This window comes from Nonomuraea sp. NPDC003707, assembly GCF_053587055.1.
Window position 1 is genome coordinate 50111 of record NZ_JBSFNK010000021.1, and the last position, 16558, is coordinate 66668.

General features: G+C 70.9%; 14 protein-coding genes. 6 read left to right on the forward strand and 8 right to left on the reverse strand.

The features are described 5' to 3' along the window. Window positions 1–82 precede the first annotated feature (82 nt). A complete protein-coding gene (locus tag ACWDRB_RS40920; RefSeq protein ID WP_449903140.1) occupies window positions 83–2227 on the reverse strand; it encodes a BTAD domain-containing putative transcriptional regulator in 2145 nt (714 codons plus the stop codon). A gap of 236 nt (window positions 2228–2463) precedes the next feature. On the opposite strand from ACWDRB_RS40920, the gene ACWDRB_RS40925 reads away from it, so the two are divergent. Then, a complete protein-coding gene (locus ACWDRB_RS40925) occupies window positions 2464–2907 on the forward strand; it encodes a helix-turn-helix domain-containing protein (protein WP_397370501.1) in 444 nt (147 codons plus the stop codon). On the opposite strand, the gene ACWDRB_RS40930 is transcribed toward ACWDRB_RS40925, so the two are convergent. Beyond that, the gene (locus ACWDRB_RS40930; protein WP_449903142.1) at window positions 2858–4051 is read right to left on the reverse strand and encodes an MAB_1171c family putative transporter; all 1194 of its coding nucleotides are present in this window, start codon (window positions 4049–4051) and stop codon (window positions 2858–2860) included. The genes ACWDRB_RS40925 and ACWDRB_RS40930 overlap by 50 nt on opposite strands. Further along, window positions 4044–4505, reverse strand: a complete 462-nt coding sequence (locus ACWDRB_RS40935) for an ImmA/IrrE family metallo-endopeptidase (RefSeq protein WP_449903145.1) — start codon at window positions 4503–4505, stop codon at window positions 4044–4046. Before ACWDRB_RS40935 ends, ACWDRB_RS40930 begins: the two co-directional genes overlap by 8 nt. Window positions 4506–4730: 225 nt before the next feature. On the opposite strand from ACWDRB_RS40935, the gene ACWDRB_RS40940 reads away from it, so the two are divergent. After that, window positions 4731–4901: an aromatic-ring hydroxylase C-terminal domain-containing protein gene (locus ACWDRB_RS40940; protein WP_449903147.1), complete on the forward strand. Its 171-nt coding sequence runs from the start codon at window positions 4731–4733 to the stop codon at window positions 4899–4901. A gap of 35 nt (window positions 4902–4936) precedes the next feature. On the opposite strand, the gene ACWDRB_RS40945 is transcribed toward ACWDRB_RS40940, so the two are convergent. Further along, window positions 4937–6199: a hypothetical protein gene (locus ACWDRB_RS40945; protein WP_449903149.1), complete on the reverse strand. Its 1263-nt coding sequence runs from the start codon at window positions 6197–6199 to the stop codon at window positions 4937–4939. Between the two features lie 36 nt (window positions 6200–6235). Here ACWDRB_RS40945 and ACWDRB_RS40950 point away from each other — a divergent pair, with 36 nt between their 5' ends. From ACWDRB_RS40950 to ACWDRB_RS40960, 3 genes are all read left to right on the forward strand, one after another. Continuing rightward, window positions 6236–6733 (forward strand): hypothetical protein, encoded by a 498-nt coding sequence (locus tag ACWDRB_RS40950; protein ID WP_449903151.1) that lies wholly within the window; start codon window positions 6236–6238, stop codon window positions 6731–6733. Window positions 6734–7047: 314 nt separating this feature from the next. Next, a complete protein-coding gene (locus ACWDRB_RS40955; RefSeq protein ID WP_449903153.1) occupies window positions 7048–7353 on the forward strand; it encodes a hypothetical protein in 306 nt (101 codons plus the stop codon). Window positions 7354–7439: 86 nt separating this feature from the next. After that, on the forward strand, window positions 7440–9083 hold the full coding sequence (locus tag ACWDRB_RS40960; RefSeq protein ID WP_449903156.1) for a hypothetical protein: 1644 nt from the start codon (window positions 7440–7442) through the stop codon (window positions 9081–9083). Here ACWDRB_RS40960 and ACWDRB_RS40965 read toward each other — a convergent pair whose 3' ends face one another. Then, window positions 9084–9266: a hypothetical protein gene (locus tag ACWDRB_RS40965; protein ID WP_449903158.1), complete on the reverse strand. Its 183-nt coding sequence runs from the start codon at window positions 9264–9266 to the stop codon at window positions 9084–9086. Then, the gene (locus tag ACWDRB_RS40970) at window positions 9263–10459 is read right to left on the reverse strand and encodes an MFS transporter (protein ID WP_449903160.1); all 1197 of its coding nucleotides are present in this window, start codon (window positions 10457–10459) and stop codon (window positions 9263–9265) included. Before ACWDRB_RS40970 ends, ACWDRB_RS40965 begins: the two co-directional genes overlap by 4 nt. Before the next feature lie 69 nt (window positions 10460–10528). Here ACWDRB_RS40970 and ACWDRB_RS40975 point away from each other — a divergent pair, with 69 nt between their 5' ends. Then, a complete protein-coding gene (locus ACWDRB_RS40975; protein ID WP_449903162.1) occupies window positions 10529–11011 on the forward strand; it encodes a MarR family winged helix-turn-helix transcriptional regulator in 483 nt (160 codons plus the stop codon). Between the two features lie 52 nt (window positions 11012–11063). Here the strand turns inward: ACWDRB_RS40975 and ACWDRB_RS40980 are convergent, their stop codons facing one another. Continuing rightward, window positions 11064–13238, reverse strand: a complete 2175-nt coding sequence (locus ACWDRB_RS40980; RefSeq protein ID WP_449903165.1) for a discoidin domain-containing protein — start codon at window positions 13236–13238, stop codon at window positions 11064–11066. Window positions 13239–13283: 45 nt separating this feature from the next. Next, window positions 13284–16244 (reverse strand): discoidin domain-containing protein, encoded by a 2961-nt coding sequence (locus ACWDRB_RS40985; protein WP_449903167.1) that lies wholly within the window; start codon window positions 16242–16244, stop codon window positions 13284–13286. Between the last annotated feature and the right edge of the window lie 314 nt (window positions 16245–16558).

Consider the following 16558-nt stretch of genomic DNA (forward strand, 5'->3'; position numbering starts at 1 on the left):
CCACTCGCCTGCCTGGTCGATCGGGGTCGGCGATCAGCCACGGGCGCCGGAATCACGCTGAGTGACGTCCGGGGCGAGGCGATCAGCCCAGCGACGCCTTGCCCGGCAGGAGGACGCGCGACGCGACGGCGAGGTGGGTTCTGGAGGGCAGGGGGACGCCGAGGCCGGCCCGTTCGGCCGCCGGATGCTGGAGCACGTGCGCGGCCACCCGGCGGATCTGACGCACCTGGTCCCATCGGCCGCGGTCCAGCATCAGGTGGGAGAAGGATGAGGCCAGGCCGATCGTGAGGTCGTCGTCGCCGCTCTCGGCCGCCTGCCGGACCACCGCCACCAGGTTGGGCGCCTCGGCGTCGGCCCATTCCCGGGCTGCCCGGGGGCCGGCCAGCCGCGATCCGGCCTGGACAGCCGCCAGGGGAGCGACGGCGACCGGCCACTCCGGATGCGGGTTGAGCAACCGGACGGCCCGGCGGGCAGTGGCCAGAAAGTGATGCAGGACCCGTCGCACGGCCTGCGGGGCGTCGGGGCCACGGGTTGCCGCGCGTTCGCGGGCGAACAGGCGTGCCAGGTGGTGCATCCGGTACCTGCCGGGCTCATGGGTCTGGAGGAGCCGGACGTCGGCGAGGAGTTCGAGCAACTCCCAGGCGCGTTCGGCGGGCAGGTCGGCCAGGGCGGCGACGGTGTCGGTGCCGAGGTCGGCGCCGTCGAACAGGCCGAGCAGGTCGAACACCCGCGTGGCCGCCGCACCGTGGCGTTCGGTCTGTAGCTGCTGGTAGCTGGTGGTGAAGGTGGCCCGGATGGCACGGTCGCCCGCGCTCAGCTCGTTCATGCGCCGGTGCTGGGCGGCGAGCCGGTCGGCCAGGACCGAGATCGGCCAGGCCGGGCGTGAGACGAGCCTGGTGGCGGCGATGTGCACCGCGAGCGGCAGGCCGCCGCAGTGCCGCACCACCTGGGCGGCCGCCTGCGGCTCCGCGGCCAGGCGCGCCGCGCCGACCAGCCGTTCGAGCAGCTCGTACGACTCCTCAGGAGAGAAGACGTCCAGCTGGACGTGCTCGGCGCCGTCGAGGTCGGCGAGCAGCCGCCTGCTGGTGAGCAGCACGCGGCAACCGGCGCCGCCGGGCAGCAGATCGCGCACTTGGGCGACGTCGCGCACGTTGTCCAGCAGGAAGAGCATGCGCCGGCCGGCGGTCAGCGAGCGCAGCAGCCGGGCGGCCTCCCCCGGCTCCGCGGACACGGCAGCCGGTGCGACGCCGAGGGAGCGGAGCAGCCGCCGGAGAGCCTGCGCCGGCTCCAGCGGAGGGACGTCGGGGGCGGAGCCGTTGAGGTCCAGGTACAGCTGGCCGTCGGGAAAAGCGGTCGCGAGCCGGTGCGCGACGTGCAGGGCCAGCGCCGACTTGCCGATGCCGCCCGGCCCCGAGACGGCGGCCACCGTCGTGCGCCCGTCGCGCAGCGAGTCGAGCAGCGCCTGCGCCTGGTGGTGCCGCCCGGTGAAGGTCGCCACCTTCGCGGGCAGCTCCGCCGGTACGGGCACATGAGCGACGGCCGCCTGCTCGCGTTCCCCGGACAGATCCCCGCCGAGCCGGGGTACGTCCTGGCTCAGGACCTGCGCGTGCGCCTGCCGGATCCCCTGCCCCGGCTCCAGCCCGAGCTCGTCCCGCAGTGTCACCCGCAGCCCCTCGTACACCTCCAGGGCCTCCGCCTGGCGACCGGCCTGGTAGAGCGCGATCATGAGCTGACCGCTGAGCCGCTCGCTCATCGGGGAGGCCACGACCGCCGCCTTGAGGCGGCTGATGATCGCCGGCCCCTCCCCCGCCCGCAGGGCGAGCTCGAACCATCGTTCCTGCGCGTGCCGGTGCTCCTCCTCCAGCGCGGCGACCTCGTCACGATGCAGGGCGTCCGAGTCGACGTTCGCCAGCGCGGGCCCCCGCCACAGCGCCAGCGCCTGGGTGAGCAGGCTCTTCTCGGCGGCGCCGTCCCGCCGCCCCCGGGCGACCAGATCACGGAAGTTGATCAGGTCCAGCGAATCCTCGTCGGCGCGAAGGAGATAACCACCTCCGCCGCTCTCGATCAGGTCCTTGGAGAGGGTACGCCGAAGCCTGGTCAGATGCGTGTGCAGTGCCCCGCGAGGGTCATCGGGGGTGTCGTCCCCCCACATCCGCTCGATCAGACCGTCGGCGACCACGGGCTGATTGGGATACAGCAGCAGGGTCGCCAGCGCGATCCGCTGCATTCCGGAAGGCAGCCGGATCGGCGCCCCACCATCCCTCACCACTTCCAGCGGCCCCAGAACCCGGAACCGGACAACCATCAGCTCCCCCAACACCGTTGGACTGATGTGGATGGCAACTCCCCGTTCGATCCACACCAGTCAAGACCGTGTCAGTTAAACTCAACCTCTGCGCCACTGTCAACGGTGGTGAAGATCGCCGTGGTTACGTCCACAGCAGTCAAGCGAGTAGGTGGACAATGGAGAGCTCCAGCGCAGAAGAGCCCGCACCGCAACGGAGCCTGGCCGAGAAGCTGGAATACCTGTTCCGCACGGTCCGGGAGCCCGGCCGCCGGGAATACAGCAACGAGGAGGTCGCCGCCGCCATCGCGCGGGACCAGGACGTGAGCATCTCCGCCTCCTACATCTGGTACCTGCGCACCGGCCAGCGGGACAACCCGACCCTCAAGCACCTCACCGCGCTGGCCACCTTCTTCGGAGTGCCCCCCGCCTACTTCTTCGACGAGCGGATCCGTGACGAGGTGGAGGGAGAGCTCGCCCTGGTCGTCGCGCTGAGGGACGCCGGGGTCCGGGATGTCGCGTTGCGCGCGTCCGGGCTGTCGGTGGAAAGCCTGGACACGATCACCGAGGTGATCAAGCGCGTACGGACGCTGGAAGGGCTTCCCCCGCGCGACGAGTCGTGATCCGGCGATAGGCGCGGGCTGTCAGGACGAGCCTGCGGATCTCCTCTGCCATGCCGGCATCAGGGCCGAGGTCAGGCATCACCGGCGGTTCCTGCCCGGTCACGTGGCCGCGTTCGCGCGCTTCCAGCGCGGCGGCGAGCGCGGCGGCCTCGGCCGCGGCATCGAGCCGCGGCCCGGTCAGCCCCGCCGCCCTGGCTCGTTCCCGCGCCACTCGCGCGACCTCGCCGTCCCAGTAGGCCCGCAGCGCCAGCCGTCCGTCGAGGATCTCGATGACGCACCGGTAGAGCCGCAGATCGACGGGGGCACGGCGGGTGGCCGGCAACCTCAGCACGATGTCCGGCATGACCTCGTAGAACGCCTTCCAGAGCGGAAGAAGCGCGCGATAGGTCCTATAGCGGCTCCACCACAGTCGCGCGGCGCCGATCCGCGGGCCCCAGCCGTACGCGGTGAGCCCCGCGACGAACAGGGCCAGCACCAGACCGGCGAGAGTGGTGGAAACCGGCCCCTCCGGCCACGGAGGCTTGTTCCCGAAGCGCGTCATGAGGGCGTATGCGGCTTTGTGCGCCGCGAACGCGAAGCCCGCCGAACTCGCCCCGGCCCACAACCACAGGCCGGCCCGGAGGAACCCCGCCGTGGCGCGGCGGGTGAACCGGAGCGAAAGGCGGAAGATGTCCGCCATCACCACGGCGACGAAGCCGAGGAAGGTCAGCAGGTATTCGGTGACGAACGGCCACGTGGCGTACGCGGCGACGAAGTCCTCCGCGGCGTCACCCGGCGACGCCGCCGCGAACAAGACCATCATCGCGATCAGGAAGACCGCCATGATCACCGCGCGCACCCGGACGTTGGCCGCCGTCCGGCCGGGCGGCGAGGCCAGATGGACGACGAGCAGCTGCGTCGAGAAGACGGCCAGCACGACCAGACTGTGCTGGACCAGCCGGACCAGGCTCGGGGACCCGGCGAACAAGGGGATGCGCTGGTACAGCGGCGGCAGCCCGACCGTCAACGCCAGCGCGAGGAACAGCAGCGCCGCGCAGAGCGCCAGGCGCCCGAGGTCGTTCGGCCTGCGGCGGAGGTCGATGAGCTTGTAGCCGACGCCGATCCACGCCAGCGCGATCACGGCGAGGTGGAAGGCCCTAAGCATGGTCGTCGCCCCCGAGCACGGCCTTCAGTTTCGCCAGCACCCCGGAAGGATCGTCGATGATGTCCGGGCCCCGCACGGGAACGACCCGGAAATCGGCCCGCAGCAGCACGAGCGTGGCGAACAGCTCGGCCTCCTGCTCGTCCACGTCGTCGTACTTGCCCCGGCACAGCAGCCGCCGCACGACCTTCGGATCCAGGTTCGGCGCCAGCAGGCGCGCGGTGAGGTCGTCCAGGTCCGCGACACCCGAATGGCCGAACACCAGATGGCCGATCTCGTGCAGGATGATGTGCTCGCGATGCACCGAGCCGGCGGATTCCTCGTAGAAGATGTAGTCGGCGGTCTTCGCGGACACCCACAGGCCGGAGGGGTTCGACGGCCGCGAGGACAGCGGGAGAAGGCGGATCGGCCGGTCGCGCTCCCTGGCCAGGTCCTCGCACAGTGCGACGACATTCAACGGCGACGAGATGCGCAGGCGCCGAATCTGTTGCTCACAACGGTCTCGCACGCGGGCCAGATCCATGGTCTCCTTCTTGACCGGTTCAACCGCACGACGTTATCCGGGCCTGTCAAAGATTCTGCTCCGTACAGCGCGCGGTCGCGCACCGGCATGACCACGAGGTGATCTCCTCGTTCTTCACCACGCCCGCTCCCTTCACCAGGAGCGCAGGAGGCGTTGGCTGTGTCGCTTTCGGATCGCCTGCGTGCGGCCGCCGCCCCGTGGTCGGCTTGGGTGGGCTACGAGGTGACCGTGCGCGAGCTTGGTGCCGAGGCCGTGCTGGTACGCCCGGACGGCTACGTCGGCTGGACCGGATCGGACGCCGCGTCCTCGGCCGGCGCCCTGTCCCGATAGTCCGGAAGACCTTGAAGGGGTCAGGAGGCCGGGCATCAGCCTGCCGTCAGGGTCTGGGCGGGTCCGCCGATGTACTGCCAGGTGCCGGAGCCGGCGGACCAGCGCAGGATCCGCGAGCGGTCCTCGGTCAGGACGTACACCGCCTCCCGGCCGACCGCCACTTCCGCGCCCGCCGGGCCGATGTCCTGCCAGCTCTGGCTCACGACGGCGGTCGACGAGTCCGCGAGGACGCGCAGCCGTACGCGCGAGGGGTCGGTGGAGAAGAGCCCGGCGGGTCCTCCGTAGAGCTCTGCCGCCGGGCCTGCCGCGTAGACCCAGGGCGGCCAGGGTGGCGACGGCTCCTCCGAGAGCCAGCGGTTCACCATGGCGCGTTCCGGGGTGAGGCCGTACAGGTGACGGTCGGTGAGCGCGAACGAGGCTCCCGCCGTCCCGATCCACTCCCAGTCGAAGGGGCCTGAGTATCGGAAGATCCGGCCGTCCTTCGGATCGGTCGCGAACAGGCCTGGCTCGCCGCCGTACAACCGCGCTGCCGGGCCGCCGACGCTGGTCCACGACATGCCGTTCCCGTTCCACACGTCGACGGACTGGCGGCCGGCGGCCAGCCGGAAGACGTGCGCGCCGCTGACCGCGAAGTCGCCGCCCGGCTCGCTGATCAGCGACCAGCGGCCGGGGCGCCCTTCGTACCGGTAGAGACGATCGTCGATCCCGGTCGCGAACAGGCCGGCGGGTCCGGAGTAGAGGCGCTTGGCACCGTCTCCGATCCTGGTCCACCCGGCCGCGTCCGCACCGTCCCAGCGGAAGATGCCGGCGCCGTCCGGCCCCACGGCGGACACGGCGTCCCCGCGCGGAGGACCCCATCCGAGCAGCAGGACGACCAGCGTGAGGACCGCGATCGCGGTGCCACCGCCGGCGAGCAGGAGGGGACGTGGACGCCGCCTTCCCGCAGGCGCCGCCCCGAGGTTCGCGGGCGGTGGTTCCGGCGCGGTCGCCGGTGCGAGGACCGTCGGGGCGGGCTCGTGGCGGGCCGCCTCAAGGGCCGCCGCGTGCAGCCGGGCGGCGGTCTCCAGGTGAACGTGGCGGGTGCGTTCGTCGGGCGTGTGGTCCTGGACCAGCCGCTTCAGCAACTCCAACGGGATGATCTTCTGGCCTGAACGGTACTCGCCCCAGAGCGTCTTGCCCACGTGATACCGCGCGGCGAGCTCGCGGACGGTCATCCCGACGGTGAGCGTCAGCAGGAACTCCGCCAGCGCGTTCGCCTGCTGCGTGCTGCCACGGGGGCCGCCCTGGGTGATCACCATCCGCCGCTGTCCTGCCGACCCCGAGTGAGGAAATTCATGACCGGTAACGTCATCACGCGACTCGCCTCGGCGACCCTGCTCGCCACCGCACTCGCCGGGTTACCGGCGCCCGCCGGCGCCGCGAGCGGCTCCACCCCCGAGCAGGTGTGCGGCAGCGGTTTCCGCAGGGTGGCGCTGGGCACCATGCCGGTGGCCGACCAGACGAACACCGTCCGGGGCCATGTCCACCTGCTCTACAACGCGTCCACCGGGGAGCACTGCGTCGTCACCGGCAAGTCGGATTTCGTGGGCACGCCCACCAGCACCACGGCGACCCTCCTCGTGAAGAACATCGCCTTCGCCGGCCCCCTCAAATACGAGGATTCGGGAAACTTCAAATACTATGCGGGGCCGGTGAAGGCGAATGCCCACGGCAAGTGCGTCAGGTTCCAGGGGACGATCAGCTCTCCCGGGTCCGCGATCCGAGCCTCCGGCGGTTGGGGATCGTTCGGCGACTGCGGCAGGCAGCCCAATCGTCAACGAGGCATCCGTTAGTGGCCATGAACGGCCGGGCCGCACTTCGTCCCTGTACGGGGGCGACGAAGGCGGGCGGCAGGCCCGGGACGGGGATGGGGCGGTCGAGAGCGCCCCAGCGTGCGCCGGGGTGCCGGGGCCCGGATCGGCAGGTGACCGGACATGACGAACCCGATCACCCTCCGCCACGGACCCTCTCGATCGGGTCGGCGGCGCGGCGTCTCGTCGGCGGCATGGCGACCGACCAAGGCAGGTGACGCTGCCCGCCGCCGGGCCGTCTCTTGTCGAGCTGGACGACGACCTCTCGGAGCGTCGCCTGGCCGCGCATCGCCTCCGTGGAGATCGTCCCCGTCACCGGTTCCAAGCCCCGTCTCGCCCTGGTCCTGCGCCCGGTGTTCGACTACACCGCCCCTGATCCCTTCGCCGGGCAGCGCCCGTCGTGGACCACCGCCCGCTCCCCGTGGCGCGACAAGGGCACCGACACCATCGGCCTGTGCTGCCTGGACGAACTCAACACCACTCCCGGCCACTTCGCACCCCGGCCCGCGACTCCTGGCCAGCGACATTCAACAGATAGTCGATATCTTCAACCGGACGTGGCTAACTTCGTACCATCGCGCTGCCCCAAGCAGGAGAACTAGGGCGGAGACTTATCAGTCTTGTAGATCCTTGCAACAGGTCGTATAGTTCCCATCCAAACGAGCGCCGGAGAAAGGACCGATCCCCCTTGGCAGAGCCGGAGGTCGCGCTTCACCTCACCCTCGCCCCCACCGCCGACACGGTCACCGTGACGGCCCGCTTCGGCGGCCTGGACGGCTCCGCCGGACGTCCCTTCCTCCAGGTGCCGAGGATCATCGCCAGCGTCAGCGGCCAGGACTACCACGCGGAGGACGTGATCGCCCGCGACGAACGCGGCGAGTTGCACCTGACAGAGGGCACGAGCGACCCGGAAGACGTCGGCGCGCTCTTCTCCGCACGGACCTTCATCCCGGCCCGGGACACGGTCGGGGAGGTCACGCTCACCTACCGCGCCACCATCGTCCCGGCGTTCTCCCCACGGCGGCCGGGGCCGTCCTTCGACCTGCGGGGCATCGACGGCGGGTTCGCGGGCGCGTTCTCCACGTTCCTCATCCTGCCTGCCGACCTGAGCGTTCGCCTGCGCCTCGCCGTCGCCTGGGCGTTCGAGGACGGGGAGGCGCGGGGCTTCACCACGCGCGGGGCAGGCGACTTCACGGCGGACCTGACGGTGCCCGAGGTGCTGATGACGTTCCTGATCGCCGGACCCGTGCGGACCCTTCCGGAGAAGGCGGGGAAGGCGCCGTTCAACGCGTACTGGATCGGCGAGCCTCCGTTCGCCGTGGAGGACGCCATGGCCTGGTGCACTCGGGCGCACGAGGCGCTGACGGCGTTCTTCCGGGCACCGTCTCCCGCGCCCTACCACTTCATACTCCGGCCGCACCCCAACCGCCGCGACGGAGGCGCCGCCACGAACGACGGCTTCATGCTGGAGTACGGCACCGGCCCGCACACCGAGGCGGCCCGGCGCTACATGTTCCTCCACGAAATGGTCCATCACTTCGTCGGCACGCTCGACGGGCCGCCGGGCAGCACCTCGTGGTACAGCGAAGGGCTCGCCGAGCACTACAAGATCAAGATCGCGGCCGAGGCGAAGCTGCTGGACCGGCACGCGCACGAGGCCGAAGTGCGGACGATGACCCATGCCTACTACACCAGCCCGCGCCTCGGCCTGCCCTACGCGGAGGTCCCCGGGCGCTACTGGTCCGATTCGCACGTCCAGGGCATCGCCTACAACCGCGGGTTCATGTACTTCGCCGACCTCGACGCCCTGATCCGCGAACGGAGCGGCGGGAGCCGGTCGCTGGACGATCTCGTTCTCGCGATGGTCGAGGACCGCCGCGCCGGCCGCCCGTGCGACGAGGCGCTCTGGCGCGCGAAACTACGGGCCGAGCTGGGCGAGGCCGGCATCACGCACTTCGAGCGCATGCTCGCCGGGGACGTGATCGTGCCCCCGGACGAGGCCTTCGGAGCGGACCTGACCCGGGTCCGGCGGCGGACGGAGGTGCGCAGGCTCGGCTTCACCGACCGCTCGCTGACGAACCCGCCCCTCGTCATCGCCGGTCTCGAGCCCGCCTGCCCGGCGGCTGCCGCCGGCCTTCGTGAGGGCGACGCGGTGATCGCCTTTCACGGCGCCGAGCCGTCGGTCCTGCACAGCACCGAGGCGCTGGTCCTGGAGCCGGAGGTCACGATCGTGGTCGCCCGGGAGGGCGGGCCTCAGCCGATCACCTTCGCCACCTGGGCGGGCGGCGTACCCGAGCACGTCTGGGAGCAGCGGGAGGTCGAGCACCGCTGATCAGCTGCCGACAGCGCGCAGGCCGCTGCGCACCACCGGGTGCTCGTCGGCCGGCACGATCCTGATCATGCGGCCACTGCCGGCGTCGGGGCCGCCGCCCGCCCGTTCGGGCCGTGGCGGCGGACCTTCGGCCGTGACCGCGCCCTCGCGTCCTGCCGCCAGAGCGACTCTTTCGGACCTCAACCCCGACGGACGGTCACGTGACCACCCGCTTCGGACGTTCTGGGGCCGCGGCGGGGAATGGTGGCGATCGCGGCCAGGTTCGCCACGGCGACGGCTATGGCGCCGGTCAGCAGCAGCCCCCGCGCGCCGGCCACCCCCGCCAGCGGCGCCGCCATGGCCAGCCCGAACGGCCGGGTCGCGAACGAGATGAGCTGGTCGAACGACCGTACTCGGCCCAGCGCCGCTTCGGGGATCTCGTCGGCGATCACGGTCTCCCACAGCGGGCTGAGCACGCCGAGCCCGAACATCGCCACGAAGTACGCCCCCGCGATCATCCACGCGCTCGCCGGCAGCGCCAGGGCCGCCATCGGCAGCACGTACAGTGCCGCACCCACCTGCACGGCCACCAGCGGCCGCCGGATGGGCAGCCTCGGCGCCGCGAACACCCCCGCGACCAGCCCCACCGTGCCACATTGCACGATCAGCACCCAACTGGCCTCACCGCCCAGCTCCTTGACCGCCGCCAGCGGGCCGAGCGTGAGAAAAAGCCCGGCCATGAAGTGCCACACCCCGTGGGCCAGGACCGTCGCCAGGAACCACGGCCGCCGCCGTACTTCGCCCCATCCCTCTCTCAGGTCGTTGAGAAACGTGGCGTTCTGGGCGCTGGGGCGCTTGGCCGTACGTACTCCGCCCAGGGTGAGCGCCGAGCAGGCGAACAGCGCGGCCGTGAGCAGCGCGGCACAGCCGGGGCCGGCCAGCAGCACCACGCCGCCCGCCAGGGCGGGAGCCAGCACGGCGGCCAGGCTGGTCGCGACGCCGAGCCGGGCGTTCACGCGTAGCCGCTCCGGCCCGGGCACCGCGGCCGCCACCAGCCTCGGCACCGCCGGCAGCCCGAACGCGACCGCGACGCCCGCCAGCACGGCCAGCACAGCCAGGTGAGGCACACTGGCGGCACCGGTCAGCAGCTCGATCGCGATGGCGGCCTGCGTCAGGCCGCGCACCAGGTCGGTGACCAGCGCCAATCGCTCGGGTCTGACCCTGTCGGCCACCACCCCGCCCACCGGCAGGAACACCAGCAACGGAATCGCCTCACACGCCAGCACCATGCCGACGGACCCGGCATCACCGGTGGCACGCAGCACAGCGAGGGTGATCGTGGTCGGGATCAACGCGGTGGCCAGGGCGGACACGGCCCGGCCGATCAGCAGTCTCATGGTCCGCCAGATTATTTCGCCAGCTAATATTTCGTCAACTAAATACTCGCTGGCGTATCGTTGCTGTCTGTGGACTCAGTGGATCGTCATCTCGCCCGGTGGCGGGGCAAGGCGCCGTACGACGAGCGGGTCGAGGCGGTCGTGACGCGGATGCAGTTCCTCGTCAAGCACCTGCGCCAGACGAAGGAGGCGGCGCTGGCGCAGGTGGGGATGCAGGACTTCGAGTTCGAGACGCTGCACCGGCTGGTCGCCCATGGCGGGGGCGCGACGCCGTCCGAACTGGCGGTCGAGCTGATGCTCTCGCCCGCCGGGATGACCGGACGGCTCGACACGCTGGAGAAGTCCGGGCTGGTACGGCGGCTGCGCAGCGCGGAGGACCGGCGGCGGGTGGACGTGGAGCTGACCGACAAGGGCCACGAGCTGTGGCTGGAGGCCATGCGGATCCGGGCGGAGGTGGAGGCGGAGATGGTCTACGTTCTGGACGCGCAGGAGCAGGAGACGCTGGACGGGCTGCTCAGCCGCCTCTTGGAGAACGTGGAGTCGAACCGCTGACCCACACTTCCCCGCGACGTGCCGGGCCACCCCGCCCGGCACGTCGCACGGGTCACGGATAGGTGGTGACCGTCGAGGGGATGGTGTCGGGTCCGTAGGCCGGGGCGCCCGTGTCGTTGATGACGTGGTTGTATCGCCCCTTGCCGCCGAGGGAGACGACCAGGATGCTGTGGAACTTCACGCCCGCCTTCACCGGGACCTCGAAGCCGTGGTCCACCTGGATGCTGGGGTCGCCGGTGAACACGCAGTAGCTGCCCAGGCCCCAGCCCTCGTGGGTGTTCACCGAGGGGGCGACCTTGTAGGCGGCCCAGCCCTTGACGCTCCCGTTCATGTACGCCGCCTGGTTCGGCGGGTCGTACGGCAGCTCGTTCTGGAAGAAGATCGTCCGCCCGCGCTCGCCGGACCACTCCACGTTGTACTTCTTGAAGTGCTCCACGAACAGCCCGGTGGCCAGCACGTCGTCGCCGTACACGCGAAGGCCGTAGTCGGCGGCGTTGACGTCCCAGCCGACGCCGTCGCCGTGGTCGGCCCGCCAGATCCAGGTGTGGTCGATGACCGTGTCGTCGGCGTACACCACCACGCCGGCCGTCGCCTTCCCGGCGAACTGCCCGCCGATCCGGGCGAACACGTCCTGCACGGTGATCGGATTCGCCGAGTGGTCGGTGTGGACGCCCTGGCGGCCGATCTCCAGGAGCGTCGGCGAGTTGACCGTGCCGGCGTCGATCAGGAAGCCGGACAGCTTCACCCCGTCCACGTCCGCCACCCGCATGGCGGTGACGCCGTTGTCCGGCACCAGCGTCGCCAGGCCGAGGCCCATGACGATGGTGTCCGGCCTGGTCACCTCGACGGTCTGGTCGAGGTGGTAGATGCCGGGCGTGAACAGCAGGTGCAGCCCCTGCGCGATCGCCTGGTTGAGCGTGGCGGCGCTGACCCCGGGCTTGGCCACGTAGAACTGCGTGAGCGAGACCGACGTGCCGGGGGTCGGGCCGTTCGCCCAGGTCGTGCCGCGGGCGTTCGTGCGCTTGCCGGGGACGAACACTGCGGGGTCGTTCCCGTTCAGGTAGAGGTACGGCTTCTCGCGGCTCACCGGGGTGGTGTCGAGCGTGGTGTAGCGCGGCTCGGGGAAGCTGGTGGCCGGCGCGCCCTGCACGCCGGAGAACACCATGTTCCACACGCTGTTGGACCAGCCGCCGATCGAACTGTCCCGGGTGTACCACTGCTGCTGGGAGTACGACCCGACAGTGCCGTCGATCTTGCTGTCGGAGATGTAACCACCGGACGCCCAGCCGTACCCGGACGGCGCGAGGTTGAGCCCGCCGCGGATGTGCATGCGGCGGAACGGCGCGGCCTGCGCGACCGCCCACCGGTTGGTGCCGTCGTACGGCGTGACCGCGAGGTTCTCGGTGGAGCGCCAGAAGTTCTGGGTGGCGTTGCCGTTGAACCAGCCCGCGTCCACGCTCACGCCCTTGACGGTGACGTCGTCGGGGTTGCGCCCGAGGCCGTGCACGGAGGTGTAGAAGCCGGTGTTGACGTTGACGTCGTAGCTCCCGGGCTTGAACAGCAAGGCGTACCGGCCGGTGCCGAACTGGGCGGCCTCCTGCTGCTTGAAGATCTGATCGATCTGTCCCTGGATGGTCGCCGACGACATGGACGGGTCGAAGACCTTGACGTTCGGGCCGAGGTCGCCGCCGCCGGGCAGCTGCGTGCCGCCGCCCGTCACGTGCACGGCTACCTCCCACAGCGAGTAGCCGTAGCCGGTGCCCCGGGCGGTGCCGTTGATCCGCAGGTAGCGGCCCGAGCCGGTGACGTCGTAGGAGGCGTTGCCGCCGGTGCCGCCGGTCACCGTCTTCAGCACGCTCCAGGTGGTGCCGTCGGCGGACGCCTGGATGGTGAAGTCCTTGCCGTAGGCGGCCTCCCACGACAGGTCGACCTTGCAGATGTCGCGCACCGCGCCCAGATCGACCTGGATCCACTGCGGGTCGCTGAACGCGCTCGACCAGCGGGTTCCGGGGGCGCCGTCGAAGGCCGCCGAGGCGGGGGTGCCGGCGCCCTCGATCGACGAGGCGGTGGCCGGCCTGTTCAGCGCGGCGTTGGCGGACTGGCAGTCGGCGAGGACGGCAGCGCCGCCCTGGGAGATCGAGGAGGCGGACGCGGGCGTGACCACCGCGGGCGTGACCAGCAGGGCGGCCAGGATCGCGAGCCCGGCCGGGTTTGACCTGTGTCTCATGTCCTTCGCTTTCATCGGAGGTGGTGGAGCGGGTCACCGGGCGCGTCAGCTGTAGACGCCGAACTCCCACAGCGAGTAGCCGTACGCGGTGCCTCGCTGGGTGAGGTTCAGCCGTACGTACCGGGCGGAGGCGTTCAGGGGGATCTGGTCGAAACCGCCGTCGCCGGTGGTGGTGCCGTAGGCGGTGGCCCAGTCGGTGCCGTTGGCCGAGGTCTGGATCTGGTAGGCCTTGCCGTAGGCGGCCTCCCAGCCGAGCTGGACCTGCTTGAGCGCGGCGACCTGGCCGAGGTCGACAGTGATCCACTGGGGATCGGCCCACTCGCTGGCCCACCTGGTGGTGAAGCTGCCGTCGGTGGCGCGATCAGGGGTGAACGGCCCGCCGTCGCCGGTCGGCTGGAAGCTGGAGGCGGTGGTGGGCTTCCCGCGTGCCACGTTGGTCCCGTCCACGACCGGCGGGACCACGCGGAACGAGCGTTGCTCGATGCCGACGCCGCCCTGGCCGTCGTAGGCGTAGACGTAGACCTTCCACACGCCAAGCTGCTCGGGGGCGGTCACCGAGAACCGTCCCGGGCCGGTCTGGGTGAAGGAGACGTGCCGCAGTCCCCGGTTCCCGGTGACGTGCTTGTCGCTGAACATCAGGTTGTAGCGGATCGGGTCGCCGTCGGGGTCGGTGGCCACGGCGTCCACCGTGAAGGCGCGCCCGGCGGGCACCTCGGTCTGCGAGCCGACGGCCATCGAGGTGATCCGCGGCGGGGTGTTCGCGGAGGACTGCCCGGTGTAGGCCTGCTTCAGCGCGTGGTACCCCAGCCGCCGCCACCCTCCAGTGAGGACGTTCAGCCAGACCCCGCCGAAGTCGTTCTCCAGCCCGTAGTTGAAGGCGGTCATGCCGAGCGCCACCCCGGGATGGCCGCGGATCGCGGTCCAGCTCGCGCTGTACATGTCGCGTTTCTGCAGGTCAGTCGGCTCGGTGGGTTGCCCGTTGACGTCGTTCGCGACCTCCCACTCGCCGTCCGGGCCGGCCTCGGTGACGATGTACGGCTTGGTTTGGCCGCCCTTGGACCAGTCGTCCTTGACCCTCTTGAGTGCGCCGTAGGCGTTGACTGCGAGCAGGTCGAGCGCCGGGGAGTACGCCTTGTAGTACGGCCAGGCGCCGGTCCAGGCGTCGGTGGAGGTCACCGGATGGTTCGGGTCGGCGGCGTGGACCGCCTCGGCCACCTCGTCGACGAACCTGGCGTAGGCCACCCGCCGCTGCTCGACGACGTCCGCGGGCAGCCCGTGGTCCTGCATGGTGAGGATGACCTCGTTGCCGACGTCCCACATCAGCACGCCCTGGCGGTTCTTCAGCGCGTTCACCCGGGCGACGATCTCGTTCTTCACGCTCGTCTTGTAGGCGGTGTCGTTCACGTAGTCGGCACCCTGGTTGAGCCAGTGACCGACGATGACCTTGATGCCGTACCGGGCGGCGGTGTCGAGCAGCGCGGGGGTGGCGGTGTCGTCGACGCCCCAGATCCGGATCGTGTTGACGCCCATCGCGGCCAGGTCCCGCATGTACGCGTCGGCCGCTCCCTGCGGCGGGCCGTAGGTCACACCCTTGACCAGGTAGGGCGACCCGTTCACCTGCAGCTGCCAGTTGCCCTGCGAGCCGGTGACCTTCACCGTGCTCGGCCCGGCGGGAACGGGCGGGTCGGTCATGGCGGTGGGCGTCGTGCCGGACCGCCGTTCGACCGCGACGCGGTCCACGCTCAGCACGCCGCCGGAGGTGGTGGCGGCGACCGGCGTGGTGCGGCCCGCGATCGCGTCGGGCAGGGAGCCGCCGATCGCCAGGTCCAGGCGCAGGTAGAAGCCGTGGTGGACGGCGGCGTTCCAGGCTGCCACGCCGACCTGGCTCTGGCGCACCACCCAGGTCTGCCTGCCGTCGAGGTAGAAGCGGATCTCCTCGTCCGTCATGGTGCGGTCGATGACCTGCGCGTAGTCGTGGTAGTCGCTCTGGCAGCCGCCGCAGGTGGCGAAGCCGCTGGTGCGGCCGTCGTACTCGTTGCAGGCTCCGCCGGGGGCGGTGCCGCAGTGCAGGGTGTTGGCGAGCTGGTCGCGGCCGTTGACGTCGGTCATGATGTCGGTCTCGCCGATCGACGGCCAGTTGGTGTGGTTGCCCCGGAAGGCGGCGCCGGTCGCGCGGAAGCCCGGCCAGTAGCCGAGCGCGCCGGGGACGTCGGGCTGTTTGACGCGGGCGCTGAACCTCAGCATCTCCCCCGGCCTCGGCTCGAAGTCGGTGCGCTGCGTCTCGACCCGGCCCGAGGTCCAGGCGCCGGAGGCGTCCCTGATCGCCTTGATGTTCAGATGGCCGGAGCCGTCGAGGGACACGTTCGCCGTTGAGGCGCTCATCGTCTCGACCTCTCCGGTACCCCACTTCGCCGGGCCGCCCGGATACTGGGTCCCGGTGCGCAGGATCCAGTCGCCGGCCGCGGGGGAAGTGCCGGCCTGGCCGGTGAAGTCGTCCTTCCACACCTCCGTCCAGTCGCCTCCCGGAGGTCCGCCGGTCTGGCCGTAGACCTGGAACTCCCACAGGGAGTAGCCGTAGCCGGTGCCGCGCGCCGTGCCGTGCATGCGCACGTACCGGCCGCTGCCGGTGACGGCGAGGGTCTGCGTGCCGCCGGCGCCGGCGGCGGTCTGGTAGACGTCGGTCCAGTTCGCGCCGTCGGGCGAGGTCTGGAGGGTGAACGCCTTGCCGTACGCGGTCTCCCAGATCAGGACAACCCTGCTGATCGTCGCCGGGGCGCCGAGGTCGACCTGCAGCCATTGGGGGTCGCTGAACGAGCTCGACCACCGGCTGGCGGTGTCGCCGTCGACGGCGGCCGCGGCGGCGTAGGCGGCCCCCTCCGACGAGGACGCCGTCGCCGGCTTCCCCTGTGACAGCAGGGTGTCGGCCGCGGCGGCGGGGCCGGGCCAGGCCAGGCCGGAAAGGAGCAGCCCCACCAGGGTGACGACGACCAGGGCCGGTCGCGACAAGCCGGGACTTCGAGCTGGACGCACTGTCTCTCCTCCGAACATGGGGGTGGTCGCCGCACCGGCGACAGAGGGAGAGCGCTCTCCGTACCGGCGAGAGTGCCCGGCAAATCGGACCCAGTCAAGGCCCATTTCCCGCGATCTGGAAATCCGCCGCTCACTCGTGCGAAACATCCAACTCGAATGTACGCAGGTCGTGGCTTTGAGCGGATGCCAGTGTGCCGTCCGGGTGAACTTCTCCTTCCGGTCGGAGTCATCGCGCCTTGACAAGCGCGACCCGGCGTACGACTCTCGTTGGAGAGCGCTCTCCTTGCCGG